Below are 12,838 nucleotides of genomic sequence, written 5' to 3'. Positions count from 1 at the left end.
TTGGGGGTGTGTCGGTGGGCGCTGTGTCGGTGGGGGACGGGTCGGTCATCGGGGGTCGCTGCTCCTTGTCGGAGGGCGGTGGGTGGGCCGCGTGGGTGAGGCGGCTGGGGGTGGGCCTTGGGGCTGCGCCTGCCGTTTGACCGCGCTCCTTGTTTACGGGACGCGCGAGGCGGGAGTTGGTCGCAGATCCTGTATGTCGCTCGATTGGGTGATGTTGCTGGCGGGGGTGGTCAGTAGGGCTCTGACGTGCGCTGATAGGCGTTCCGCCAAGGGCTCGTCCCAGGTGGGGGCTGCTTGGGGGGTGGCTCTGGTCGAGCCCTTCACGCGCTCGCCCAGCATTCGGCGTTCGGCTGGGCTGAAGTCCGTGATCGATCGGCGCAGCAGGGGCAGGGCTGCGTCGAAATCCGCGCCGGCCAGGTCGGTCAGCCAGTCGTCCACCACCGCGAACAGCTTCGGGTCCGCGGTGAGCAATGCCGCCGAGCCGCGGAGGAAGCCGGCTACGAAGGCTGTTGCGCCGGCGGCCTGGGTGGTCGCTCGGTGGAGTCTGGTCGCCACGGCCGTCGAGTCGAGGGTGCCCGACTCCCACAGGAGCCTGGTGGCCCGCCCGGTGGGCAGGCCGTGCGCATCTTGCATGCCCACCAACGACTTCAGGGCGTGCTGCCACGTCTCCCTGTGGTCGTCGTCGGCTGCCAGGCGGACCGCGTCGTCCGCGCCGTTGACCGCGGCGAGGGCGCGTTCGGCGGTGTCGTCGTCCACGCCTCGGCATGCCAGCGGCAGGCCGACCGCACCTCGGGTCAGCAGGCCGTGCAGGGCCACGCGGAGGAGTTCCGGGTCGGTGCCGCGGACCGAGCCGTAGCGGACCGTGGTGGCGAGGTCCGGTAGGGCGGTGAGGAGTTCCAGGGCGTCGGTCGCGGCTGCCGCGCAGCGGTCCAGGGCTGTTCGGGCGGCGGTCACCGCGTCCGGGAGTTCGCAGCCGACCGCGCGGCTCAGGGTCTCCGCGGCCGTCACGACCCTCGTCGCGCCGGCGGCCTGGGTCGTGAGGACCTGGTTGGCCGCCGCCTCGACGGTGGTGCCGTGGCGGGCGGCGGTCGCCAGGGCCACGGCGAACTCCGGACGCCAGTGCAGCTGCCACGCCTCGGCGAACGTGCCGATGGTGCGGGTGGTGTCCGGGGTGCCCCACGGGACGTCCAGGACTTCCAGGCGGCGCAGGAGCTTCGAGCGTTCGCGGTCGGTGTCCTTGCGGAGGTCCAGGCGGATCTGCTTCGGCTCCGCGTTCAGGGGCAGTCGCAGGCGTCTGGTCAGGCGGTTCAGGTCGGCGGCGAGCGGGGACGTCGGCACGTTCTCGCCGACCTCGCCCAGGCGTTCGCCGACCACCAGGCGGGTGTGGATCAGCCGCAACGGCGTGTCGTCGCCGTTGCACAGCACCGCGCGGGCCGATTCCATGACCTCGGACAGGCCGGGCGACGGGCGACCGCGCAGGGCGGCGAGGGTGTCGGCCAGGCGGACTGCTTCGACGGCGCTCGCGGTGGACGCCGGGAGGTCTTCGGCGCGCAGCACCGTGCACGCCCGCGCGAACCAACGTGGCACGGCGTCGCCGGCCGGCGCGCATTCCCACAGGTGGGCGTACCAGCCGGGGGAGGCGACGCCCGCGCCGTAGCCGGAGGCGGTGGCCAGCTTGCCGTGGCTCCAGGGGACCCACGTGCCGGAGATCTTGCGGCGGGGCAGGCCCTTGAGCAGGGCGTTGTCGGTGGAGGCGGGAGGCAGGGTGCGCAGGGCCGGCACGTGCCACGCGCCGCAGACCACGGCGATCGGGCCGTCGGTGTCCTTGAGCGCCTGGCGGAGGTTGCGGCGCATCGCGGCCTCGCGGCGCAGCGTGCGGTCGTCCACCTCGTCGGCGAACTCCTCGCGCAGCGCGGTCATCGCCTCCGCCACGGCCTCGGCCAGGTCCGCCGGGTCGGTGTGGTGTTCGACCACGTCCTCCCACCAGCGCTCCGGGTCGTCGAAACCGGCTGCTGCGGCGAGGGTGCCGAGCGGGTCGAGGGACGCGCGGGGGCGGCTCGGATCGGGGCCCGGGGAGGCGGGAGGCGGGGTCGGAGGCGAGGCGGGATCGGCGGAAGGGGTGGGGTCGGCGGAAGAGGTGGGGCTGGCGGGCTGGGTGGCGTCGGTGGGGGAGCCGGCGTCGGTGGGAGAGGCGGCGTCGGTGGGAGAGGCGGGGCTGGTTGGCGAGGCGGGGTCGGTGGGGGAGCCGGCGTCGGTGGGAGGGGTGGGTGTGTGGGTGGGGGTCTCCGGGTCGTCCGCGAGTGAGGCGGCGGCGGGGAGGTCGAAGAAGCGGACCGGGACGTTGGTGGTGTTCGCCCAGACCATGGCTCGCCATTCCGGGGAGAACTCGGCGAACGGCCAGAACGCCGCCCGCGCCGGGTCGGACTCGTCGTGCAGCAGCAACGCCACCGGCGGCACCAGGTCCGGCACGTGGTGCAGCAGGGCGTCGCCCTCCGGCGGGCCCTCGATGAGGACCAGCGCCGGTTGGACGCGTTCCAGCGCCTCGGCGACCATGCGGGCCGAGCCGGGGCCGTGGTGTCGGATGCCCAGCAGGGTCACCCGGTCCGGGACGTCCATCACCACCCCTGGCACGCCCGGTAGAGGTCGCGCCAGTCGGCGCGTTCCTTCACGACCGCCTCCAGGTACTCCTGCCACGCCGCCGTGTCCGACACGCGGTCCTTCACCACCGCGCCCTGCAGGCCCGACGCCAGTTCGTCGGCGGTGATCGTGCCGTCGCCGAAGTGGCCGGCCAGCGCCATGCCGCTGGTCACCACGGAGATCGCCTCCGCCGTGGACAGGCTGCCGCTGGGCCGCTTCAGCTGCGTGCGACCGTCCATTGTGGACCCGTTGCGCAGCTCGCGGAAGATGCGCACGACCCGGCGGACCTCTTCCAGCGCGGGCGGTTCGGCGGGCAGTTCCAGCGCTCGGCCCAGTTGCGCGGCCCGGGACAGGACGATCTGGACCTCGTCGTCCTCGGTCGCGGGCGGTGGGAGCACGACCGTGTTGAACCGCCGGGCCAGCGCCGACGACATCTGGTTGACGCCCCGGTCGCGGTCGTTGGCCGTGGCGATCACCGTGAACCCCGGCACCGCCTGCACCTGCATCCCCAGCTCCGGCACGGGCAGCGCCTTCTCCGACAGGATCGTGATGAACGAGTCCTGCACCTCCGCCGGCATCCGGGTCAGCTCCTCGACCCGCGCCACCGCCCCGGTGCGCATCGCCGTGAGCACCGGGCTCGGCACCAGCGCCGCCTCGCTCGGCCCCTCGGCGATCAGCCGCGCGTAGTTCCAGCCGTACCGGACCTGCTCCTCGCCGGTGCCCGCGGTGCCCTGCACGACCAGGGTCGAGTCGCCGCTCACCGCCGCCGCCAGGTGCTCGGACAGCCACGACTTCGCCGTGCCCGGCACCCCGACCAGCAGCAGCGCCCGGTCGGTCACCAGCGTGCCCACGGCGATCTCCACCAGCCGCCGGTCGCCCACGTACTTCGGGGTGATCACGGTGCCGTCGGGCAGGGTCCCGCCCAGCACGTACCGGACCACGGCCTGCGGCGACAGCCGCCAGCGCGGCGGGCGGGGGCGGTCGTCGGCCTGCGCGAGCGCCGCGAGTTCGGCGGCGTGCTGCCGCTCCGCGGCGGGGCGCAGCACGGTCTCGGTGGTCACGGCAGTGGTCCTTCCGGTCGGGGGGTGAAGGCTTCGCGCAGCTGCACGCGCAGGCGGAGCACGTCCAGGTCGACGGTGTGCTCGGGCCAGCGGGCGGTGATGCGGTCCCAGTTCACGCCCAGCACGCCGGCGTCGCCGCGGGCCAGCAGCACCGCCGGCGGCCGGCCCGCGCGCCACCGCGGGTCCCGCATCTGCGCGTAGCGGTCGAGCAGGGCGGTGGTGGCCTCGGGTGTCCACGGCGCGGGCAGCTGCGAGCACGCGTGGTCGAGCAGGTCGTAGTTCCAGTTCCGCGACACCTCGGCGACGGTGCGCGCCCCGAGGTCCGGCGGCAGGGTGGCCAGCATCTCCAACTGCTCCATGCCGGTGAGCGACCGCGTGGCCGCCACCGCCCACGGCCCGGCGTCGGCCGCCAGCCGCAGCCGCTGCGCCACGCCCCGCAGCAACGACGCCGCCCACGGGCTGCGCTCCAGCTCGCGCGCCGCGCCCGGGTCGTCGGTGCCCAGCCGCCGGGTCCAGTGGCTCGGCGGCACGCTCGCCGCCGCACCCCGGACCCGCCCGGCCACGCCCGCCTCCGACCCGTCGCGCAACAGGTCGCGGGCCTCCTCGGGCTCGGGTTCGGGCGCCGCCCACAGCTCGTCGCTCTGCACGTCGAAGCCGTCCGCGGTCAGCCACAGCCCCCGGTGGAGGCGGTCGGCGGCGCGCTGCGACAGCCGCGACGACGGCAGCGCCCGCAGCAGCTGCACGGCCTCGTCGTGGACGCCGATCGCCCGGTCGTCCAGCGCCTCCTCCAGCAGCGGCTCGTCCTCCTCGGACAGCGCCGCCCCCAGCGCGGCGACCAGCACCTGCCGGTCGGTCGCCCGCCGCTGCACGGCCAACTGCTCCGCGATGAACGCCCGCGTGCCCGCCGGATCGGCCCGCCGCGCCCGCCGCAGGGCGGTGAGCCGGCTCTGGCCGGGCAGGTCCAGCACGTCGGCCAGGTCCACCTCGGCGGGTGTCGCGTCGGTCGCCCACGACCACCCCGGGCGCAGGCCCGCGAGCCACCGCCCGCGCGCCCCCAGCACGGTGGACACGGCCTGCCGCAGCCCGGGGTGGCCGGTGGCCATCGCGAGCAGCGCGGGCAGCTGCTTCGGCTCGGCGACGAACCCGGCCGCCGCCGCCAGCCCGCACCACTCGGTGAGCAGCACCTGGTCGTCCAGCGCCACGACCTGCGCCAGCACGCCCCGCGCCGCCGGACCCGGCACGCGGTCGGCCGACGACGGCGCCGGGGCCAGCGCCGGTGTCTCGATCACCGGCGGCAGTTGAGCGCCGTGCGCGGCCACGCCCAGCGCGGCACAGCGGTCCAGCAACTCCGTGGGGCTCGTGTGGGCGCGGTGGGCGCCGATCAGCAGCGCCTGCACGGTCTCGTCCCACTCGGCTCGCGTGCTCATTCCACCACCTCCGGCACCCCGCCGGGCGACGCGACCGCGCCCACCCGGAAGTCACGGCCGTTCCACAGCCCCCACGCGTCGAACGGCTCGCCGCCGGTCATCGCCGCCGCCTGCTCCACCGCCAGGTCGGCGCGCACCGGCAGGCCGCGCCCCGACGCGTCCACGACGTGCGCCAGGTCGGCCGTCAGCCGCACGCCGCCGCACCCGACCGGGTGCAGGCGCAGCCACGGGTCGCCCAGCAGCTGCGGCTCCAGCCCGGCCAACGCCTCCCGCCACGACCCGGGCACCGGCACCGGCGCGGCCTCGCACGGCTCGACCTCGCCCACGGACACCCGGTGCGGCGGAGAACCGGGGTAGGGGTGCACCACCCCGCGCACCTCGACGCCGTGCGGCAGCGCCGGAACGGGCCGCGCGCCGCCGGCCGCGTGCCGGACGGCGACCACCCAGCCGTGCTCCCGCCCCCACAGCCACTGCCGGACCGTGCGCACCAGCCCGTCGTCGGACTCCAGCCGCAGCAGCGGCAGCCACCGGTCCGCCCAGGCCGCGCCGGCCCGGACCTCCTCCTCGGCCACCGAGAACCCCAGCCGGCCGCGCACGACGTCCGACGGCGTGTCCGCCAGCCGCGCCAGCAGGTGCAGCCCGCCCAACCGGTCCGCCGCGTCGTGCGCCCACGACGGCCCGCCGGCCGCCACCACGGACCGCAGGTCGTCCAACGCCGACGCCAGGCCCTTCGCCTGCGCGTCGACCATCCGCGCCCCGATCGCGTGCCACCACGCCGCGTCGCGCGCGGGCAGCCCGGCGATGCCCGCCCCGGCCACGTCGGCCAGCCAGTCGGTCAGCCCCGCGACACCGGCCCGCACCGCCTCGGCCCGGTTGCGGGCCGTCTTCTCCTTCGCCCGCGCCCGCCGCTCGACGGCCTCCGGCGAGGAGTCCACCTCCCGGGCGGACTTCTCCCGCCGCGCCAGCCACTCGCTCACCCAGTCGGGTGGATCACCGGCCGGCAGCGGCTCCCGCGCGTCCCGCAGTTGCAGCGCCAGCGCGTGCTTGCACGGGAACTTCCGCGACGGGCACGAGCACTTCGACGCCCGGTCGCCCAGGTCGACGCACACCCGGTACGGGTTCTTGCCGCTGCCCGCGCACAGGCCCCACAGCGCCTCCGCGCTGCGGCCGGTGCCCCGCCAGCCGGACGACCCGGCCAGCCGGGTGGCGCTGCTCGCCACCTGGCCGTCCGGGGCCAGTCCCAGAACCGCCTGTGCGTCCATGGCCCAGGACGCTAGCGGCGTGCACCGACAAAAAGACGATCAACCCGGCGGAGGAGATTCCGCGAGGAACATCAGTCCAGGTCAGGACCCCGCTTGGCCCACGACCACGCGTACTTGCGGTCCTCGGACGCCAGCGCCGCCTCGCCCAGGTCCAGCGGCCGGAACGTGTCCACCATGACCGCGGTCTCGTCGAAGAACTCCGCGCCCAGCGACGCCTCCACCGCGCCCGGCTGCGGCCCGTGCGTGCAGCCCGACGGGTGCAGCGACAGCGACCCGATGCCGATGCCCGAGCCCTTGCGGGCCTCGTAGTTGCCGCCCACGTAGAACATCAGCTCGTCGGAGTCGACGTTGGCGTGGTTGTAGGGCACCGGGATCGCCAGCGGGTGGTAGTCGACCTTGCGCGGCATGAACGAGCACACCACGAAGTTCGGGCCCTCGAAGGTCTGGTGCACGGGCGGCGGCTGGTGCACGCGGCCGGTGATCGGCTCGAAGTCGCGGATGTTGAACACCCACGGGTACAGGCAGCCGTCCCACCCGACGACGTCGAACGGGTGGTTCGCGTAGGTGAACCGGGTGAGGCCCGCGCGGTGGCGCACCAGGACCTCGACGTCCTCGCCGTCCACCAGCAGCGGCTCGACCGGACCGCGGATGTCCCGCTCGCAGTACGGCGAGTGCTCCAGGAACTGGCCCTTGGCCGACAGGTACCGGCGCGGCGGCCCGATGTGCCCCTTGGCCTCCAGCACGAGGATGCTCATCGGCTGGGACGGCACCACGCGGTAGGTGCAGGACGTCGGCAGCACCACGTAGTCGCCCTCGGCGACCGGCAGCGCGCCGTAGATCGTCTCCACGACCCCTTCGCCGGTCTGCACGTACAGCAGCTCGTCGCCGGCCGCGTTGCGGTACAGCGGGCTGGGGGTGGTGGCGCGCACGAAGCCGATCGTGACGTCCTGGTTGCCGAACAGCCGCCGCCGCCCGGTGACCGCGTCCACGTCGTCGGACCAGGTCAGGTCCTGCGTCTTGAAGGCGCGGGGCTTGAGCGGGAGGTTCGGCTCCAGCGCGCCCCGGTCGTCGGCGACGGTCTCCGCGTTCACGATCGCGGTCGGCAGGTGGCGGTGGTAGAGCAGGGCGGAGTCGGCCGAAAAGCCCTCCACCCCCATGAGCTCTTCCGCGTACAGGCCGCCGTCCGGTGTGCGGAACTGCGTGTGGCGCTTTCGGGGGATCTCCCCGACTTGGCGGTAGTACGCCATCGTTCTCTCCGGGCGTTCGATAAACGGACATCTTTGTTCATTGACCGGTACGCCACTAGCGTGTCAGCCGTGTCAAGCGCCTTCGAACTCCGTGCGCCCGGTCCACGCGGCACTCCGCCCCTGCTCGCGAGGCTCGTCGACGACGCCGCGCTGTTCCCGCCGGGCAACGCGACCATGCCCGACGCGGTCCGCGGCCACCTCGACGCGAGGGCCGGCGACTGGGCCGGCGCGGTGGGACTGTTCCTGTGTCCCGCGTCACGTCTGGCCGAGCTGATCACCGAGTTGATCAAGGTCAAGCCGGTGAAGCCGATCGCCCTGTCCCTCGTGATCGACACCGGTCTGGGCGGCGTGCCCAAGGCGGTCTCGATCGTGGAGTCGCGCAGCGAGCTGCTCGCGCTGCGCATGGTCGAGATGCCCGCGCCGTCCGACGTGGACGAGGTGTGGCTGGAACGCGTCTCGGAGTTCGTCCCCGAGGACGTGATCCGGGTCGTCGAGCCGCGCCGCGGCGGCCCCGAGTGGCTCGACGGCGTGCGCCGCGTCATCGAGCACGGCAGCTGGCCCAAGCTGCGCTGCGGCGGCCTGAGCAAGGAGAACTTCCCCAGCGTGGACGAGGTCGCCGACTTCCTGGCGGTGGTCTCCTCCGGCGGGGTCGCGTTCAAGGCGACCGCGGGCCTGCACCACGCCGTCCGCTACACCGACGCCGAGACCGGGTTCACCCACCACGGGTTCCTCAACCTGCTGGTGGCCACCGCCCGCGCGCTGTCCGGCGGCGACGTGCGGGCCGCGCTGTCCTCCTCCGACGGCGAGGCGCTGGCCAAGGAGGCGGGGGAGCTGTCCGACCAGGCCGCCCACGCCGTGCGCGGCGTGTTCGCCTCCTACGGCTCGTGCTCCCTGGACGAGCCCGTCACCGACCTGGAAGAGCTGGGCCTGCTGTGAGCTGGATCGAGGACCCGGCGTTCACGCCGGACGCGCCCTTCGGGCCGCAGACCCTGCCCTACGGCGTCGTGCCCGGCGGCATCGCCGTGCGCGTCGGCGACCGGGCGCTGCCGCTGCGACCCCTCGCCAGCCTCTTCGGGGAGCGCCTGGCGCCCCTGGTGACGGCCCCGACGCTCAACCCCCTGCTGGCCGCCGGCCGGCCTGCCTGGAGCGAGCTGAGGGCCAAGCTGGTCGAGCTGGTCACCGCCACCGCCGCGCCGCGCGGCGCGGAGCTGGTCGGGCTGGACGGCGCGGTGCTGCCGTTCGAGGTCGCCGACTACGTGGACTTCTACTCGTCGCGCCACCACGCGGAGAACGTCGGCCGGATGTTCCGCCCCGACGGCGACCCGCTGCTGCCCAACTGGACCCACATCCCCATCGGCTACCACGGCCGCGCGGGCACGGTGGTCGTCTCCGGGACGCCGGTCGTGCGGCCGGAGGGGCAGCGCCGGTCGTCCGACGGCCCGGTGTTCGGCCCCAGCCGCCGGTTGGACATCGAGGCCGAGGTGGGCTTCGTGTGCGGCGGTCCGGTGGCGTCCCGGCTGTCCCCGGCCAAGGCGGTGGACCACGTCTTCGGCGTGACCCTGGTCAACGACTGGAGCGCGCGCGACATCCAGGCGTGGGAGTACCAGCCGCTGGGCCCGTTCCTGGGCAAGTCGTTCGCCACCTCGGTGGGCGCGTGGATCACGCCGCTGGAGGCGTTCTCGGCGGCCCGCGTGACCCCGCCGCCGCTGGGCAACGACGTGCTGCCGTACCTGGTCGAGGACCGGCCGTGGGGCCTGGACATCCGCATCGAGGTCGAGTGGAACGGCGTGCTGGTGTCGCGCCCGCCGTTCCGGACGATGTCGTGGACGTTCGCGCAGCAACTCGCGCACCTTTCGTCCAACGGCGCTACCGTCAGGCCGGGTGACCTGATCGCGTCGGGCACCGTGTCCGGCCCGGAGCGCGACGAGCGCGGCTCCTTCCTGGAGCTGAGCTGGGGCGGGCAGGAGCCGGTCGCGGTCGGGGACGCCGAGCGCACGTTCCTGGAGGACGGCGACACGGTGCGGATCACCGCGACGGCCCCCGGCGGCAACGGGTCGGTCGTGGGCCTGTCCGAGGTGGTCGGCACCATCGCCCCCGCGGTCTCGGAAGGGTAGGGACGCCTGGTGGCCAGACCTGACCCGCGCGGCAAGCTGCCGCTGCCCGCCGGGTCCAAGGAGAGCTCGCTGACCCTGGAGCGGGGCCTGGCCCTGCTCCAGGCGGTGGCCGACGCCGAGTCGGAGGCGCCGTCGATCAGCGAGCTGGCCGCCGCCATCGGCGCGTCCCGGGCGGCGGTGTACCGGCTGCTGGTGCCGCTGCAGTCGCGCGGGCTGGTGCGCCGGGAGGGGTCCAAGGTCCGGCTGGGCCTGGGCGTGCTGCGGCTGGCGTCCAACGTCCTGCCGCAGCTGCGCCTGGCCGCCCAGCCCGCCCTGCGAACCCTGGCCGAGCAGGTGGGCGCCACCGCGCACCTGACCGTGGCGGACGGGTCGGAGGCGCAGGCCGTGGCCGTGGTGGAACCGTCCTGGACGGCCTACCACGTGGCGTACCGGGTGGGGTCGCGCCACCCGGTGCACCGGGGCGCGGCGGGCAAGGCGATCGGCCTGTCCCCGGAAGGGCGGCAGTGGGTCCACTCGACCGGTGAGTTGCAGCCGGGGGCGTTCGGCGTGGCGGCGCCCGTGCGGGGCGTGCCGGGCCTGCGGGCCAGCGTCGGCGTGGTGGCCCTGGAGAAGCTGGACGGCGACGTGGTGGGCCCGCAGGTGGTCCGCGCGGCCCAGGAGGTCGCCGACGCCCTGCGCTAGGCGAGCGCCTGCCACAGGGCCAGCACGGCGAACACCGCGAAGATCGTGCCGCTCACCCGCTGGATCAGGTGGGTCGGGATGCGCGCCGCGATCTTCCGGCCGACCAGTACCGCGATGCCGGCCACCGTCACCAGGGCCAGGAAGGCGCCCAGGCCGACGAACACCGGGGTGCCGTAGCGGGCGGCGAGGGCGGCGGTGCCGAGTTGGGACGCGTCGCCCCACTCCGCCGCGAACAGGACGCCGAAGGACGTCAGGGCCGCGCGGCCGAAGGAGACGGCGTTCGGCGACGCCGCGCCGTCGGTGGCGTCGTCGTCCTTGGTGAAGCTCTCCTTGAGCAGGAGGAACGCGCCCACGCCGAACAGCGCCGCCACCACGCCCGCCACCAGGCGGTCCGGGAGGAGGGTCAGGACGCCGCCGAAGGTCGCCGCCACCACGCACTGGATCGCGAACGCCACCGTGACGCCCACGAACACCGGCAACGCCCGGTAGCGGGTGGTGAGGACAAGGGTCGCGACCATGGTCTTGTCCGGCAGTTCGGCCAGGAAGATGATGCCGAACGCCGTCGCCAGCGCGATGAGTTCCGGTGCCACGAGTACCTCCACGTCCGTGAACCCGGACGGAGGCAGCACGACCCCGACCGGGCGTGTTGCGCTGCCCGGCCGGAGGTCTCGTTCGCCCGTTCACGAGAACGGGTGAGGGACCGGATCCGCTCGAAGGCGGGATCAGTGTGTCGATCACCTCGCCGTGACCGCAGAACCACACGGTCGCGGGAACTACTCCCCTCTGGCGGAACCTACTTTAGGCGACGCATACCCGCAGGTCGACGTGACGCCGGACGCACCGGGGGCAGGACCTTGGTCCCGGGCCGGACGGGACCGTCGTACCTGAGCGGGGCCACCCCCGCCGACTTACCGTCGTCGCCGTGGACGTACTCGACCTGGCGCGGTGGCAGTTCGGCATCACCACCGTCTACCACTTCCTGATGGTGCCGCTGACGATCGGCCTGTCGCTGCTGGTCGCCGGCATGCAGACGGCGTGGGTCCGCACGGGGGACCGCAAGTACTACAAGATGACGAGGTTCTGGGGCAAGCTCCTGCTGATCAACTTCGCCATGGGCGTGGTGACCGGCATCGTGCAGGAGTTCCAGTTCGGCATGGCCTGGAGCGCCTACTCGCGGTTCGTCGGCGACGTGTTCGGCGCGCCGCTCGCGATGGAGGGCCTGGTCGCGTTCTTCGTCGAGTCCACGTTCCTCGGGCTGTGGATCTTCGGCTGGGACCGCCTGCCGCGCAAGGTCCACCTGGCCTGCGCCTGGGCGTTCTCGCTGGCCACCATGGCCTCGGCGTACTTCATCCTGGCCGCCAATTCGTGGATGCAGCACCCGGTGGGCGTCGAGCTGGTCGACGGCCGGCCCCGGCTGACCTCGATCTGGGAGGTGCTGGGCAACAACACCGTGCTCGCCGCGTTCCCGCACACGATCTTCGGCGCGTTCGCCGTGGCCGCCTCGTTCCTGGTCGGCATCGCCGCCTGGCACCTGTGGAAGCGGTCGGCCGAGGAGCCGGTGTGGCGGTCGTCGGTCAAGCTCGGCACGTGGGTCGGCGTGGTCGCGTTCGCCGGGCTGTCGATCAGCGGCGACCTCCAGGGCAAGCTGATGTTCGAGCAGCAACCGATGAAGATGGCCGCCGCGGAAGCCCTGTGCCACACCGAGCGGCCCGCCGCGTTCTCGGTGTTCGCGATCGGCGACGTGTCGCGGCCCGACTGCGAGAACGTCAAGAGCGTCACCGTGCCGGCGCTGCTGTCGTTCCTGGCGCACAACGACTTCTCGTCCGAGGTCAAGGGCATCGAGGAACTGGTCCCGGAGTACCAGGCCAAGTACGGCGCGAACTACCCGGTGGACGAGCGGCTGGGCGAGCTGTCGGGCAAGCCCATCGACTACGTGCCGCTGCTGCCGGTGACCTACTGGGGCTTCCGCCTGATGATCGGCTTCGGCGCGATCGCGGTCGGCGCGGGCCTGCTCATCCTGTGGCTGACGCGGGGCGGGCGGGTGCCGACCGGGCGGTGGTTCCGGCTGCTGGCGCTGGGCAGCATCGCGACGCCGTTCCTGGCCAACAGCTTCGGCTGGATCTTCACCGAGATGGGGCGGCAGCCCTTCGTCGTGGTCCCGAACCCGAGCGGCGTGGACGGGGTGTGGATGTTCACCGCGCGCGCCGTGTCGAACTCGACGCCCGGCGAGGTGCTGACGTCGTTGATCGCCTTGACGCTCGTCTACGGGGTGCTCGCGTGCGTCGAGGTGTTCCTGGTCCGGCGGTACGTCCGCGGCGGTGTCGCGGGCGTGCTGCCGGACCACAAGCCGGACTCGGACGAGTCGGACCAGCGCAAAGACGACGACGTCCTGTCGTTCGCGTACTGAGG

Annotated in this window: 10 protein-coding genes; 4 read left to right on the top strand and 6 right to left on the bottom strand. The window is 73.8% G+C overall.

The features are described from left to right. Positions 1-153: 153 nt before the first annotated feature. The 5 genes from ABD126_RS11080 to ABD126_RS11060 form a co-directional block, all read right to left on the bottom strand. A complete protein-coding gene (locus tag ABD126_RS11080; protein WP_343933675.1) occupies positions 154-2,616 on the bottom strand; it encodes a DUF5682 family protein in 2,463 nt (820 codons plus the stop codon). After that, positions 2,616-3,698 (bottom strand): ATP-binding protein, encoded by a 1,083-nt coding sequence (locus tag ABD126_RS11075; protein WP_343933674.1) that lies wholly within the window; start codon positions 3,696-3,698, stop codon positions 2,616-2,618. Before ABD126_RS11075 ends, ABD126_RS11080 begins: the two co-directional genes overlap by 1 nt. Further along, positions 3,695-5,125, bottom strand: coding sequence for a DUF5691 domain-containing protein (locus tag ABD126_RS11070; RefSeq protein ID WP_343933673.1), 1,431 nt, complete (start codon positions 5,123-5,125; stop codon positions 3,695-3,697). Before ABD126_RS11070 ends, ABD126_RS11075 begins: the two co-directional genes overlap by 4 nt. Further along, positions 5,122-6,387, bottom strand: a complete 1,266-nt coding sequence (locus tag ABD126_RS11065; RefSeq protein WP_343933672.1) for an SWIM zinc finger family protein — start codon at positions 6,385-6,387, stop codon at positions 5,122-5,124. Before ABD126_RS11065 ends, ABD126_RS11070 begins: the two co-directional genes overlap by 4 nt. 71 nt (positions 6,388-6,458) lie before the next feature. Further along, entirely contained in the window at positions 6,459-7,634 is a 1,176-nt protein-coding gene (locus ABD126_RS11060) for a homogentisate 1,2-dioxygenase (RefSeq protein WP_343933671.1), read from the bottom strand. Positions 7,635-7,703: 69 nt separating this feature from the next. Here ABD126_RS11060 and ABD126_RS11055 point away from each other — a divergent pair, with 69 nt between their 5' ends. The 3 genes from ABD126_RS11055 to ABD126_RS11045 are packed head-to-tail and all read left to right on the top strand — an operon-like array spanning position 7,704 to position 10,429. Beyond that, positions 7,704-8,570: a hypothetical protein gene (locus ABD126_RS11055; RefSeq protein WP_343933670.1), complete on the top strand. Its 867-nt coding sequence runs from the start codon at positions 7,704-7,706 to the stop codon at positions 8,568-8,570. Beyond that, entirely contained in the window at positions 8,567-9,748 is a 1,182-nt protein-coding gene (locus ABD126_RS11050; RefSeq protein WP_343933669.1) for a fumarylacetoacetate hydrolase family protein, read from the top strand. Before ABD126_RS11055 ends, ABD126_RS11050 begins: the two co-directional genes overlap by 4 nt. Positions 9,749-9,757: 9 nt before the next feature. Beyond that, positions 9,758-10,429, top strand: a complete 672-nt coding sequence (locus ABD126_RS11045) for an IclR family transcriptional regulator (protein WP_343933668.1) — start codon at positions 9,758-9,760, stop codon at positions 10,427-10,429. Here ABD126_RS11045 and ABD126_RS11040 read toward each other — a convergent pair. Then, on the bottom strand, positions 10,426-11,019 hold the full coding sequence (locus ABD126_RS11040; RefSeq protein ID WP_343933667.1) for a TMEM165/GDT1 family protein: 594 nt from the start codon (positions 11,017-11,019) through the stop codon (positions 10,426-10,428). The two genes, ABD126_RS11045 and ABD126_RS11040, sit on opposite strands and share 4 nt — an antisense overlap. Before the next feature lie 332 nt (positions 11,020-11,351). Between ABD126_RS11040 and ABD126_RS11035 the strand changes: the two genes are divergently transcribed. After that, positions 11,352-12,836: a cytochrome ubiquinol oxidase subunit I gene (locus ABD126_RS11035; RefSeq protein WP_343933666.1), complete on the top strand. Its 1,485-nt coding sequence runs from the start codon at positions 11,352-11,354 to the stop codon at positions 12,834-12,836. Positions 12,837-12,838 lie beyond the last annotated feature (2 nt).

This window comes from Saccharothrix mutabilis subsp. mutabilis (genome assembly GCF_039521145.1).
Classification (GTDB): domain Bacteria; phylum Actinomycetota; class Actinomycetes; order Mycobacteriales; family Pseudonocardiaceae; genus Actinosynnema; species Actinosynnema mutabilis.
Note: the sequence above shows the minus strand (reverse complement) of the source record. Positions and strands in the feature narration are given on the sequence as shown.

Excerpts from the sequence above, each read along its gene's own strand:
- ABD126_RS11060 (WP_343933671.1), bottom strand. The coding sequence starts at position 7,634 with ATGGCGTACTACCGCCAAGTCGGGGAGATCCCCCGAAAGCGCCACACG.
- ABD126_RS11070 (WP_343933673.1), bottom strand. The coding sequence starts at position 5,125 with ATGAGCACGCGAGCCGAGTGGGACGAGACCGTGCAGGCGCTGCTGATC.
- ABD126_RS11080 (WP_343933675.1), bottom strand. The coding sequence starts at position 2,616 with ATGGACGTCCCGGACCGGGTGACCCTGCTGGGCATCCGACACCACGGC.
- ABD126_RS11065 (WP_343933672.1), bottom strand. The coding sequence starts at position 6,387 with ATGGACGCACAGGCGGTTCTGGGACTGGCCCCGGACGGCCAGGTGGCG.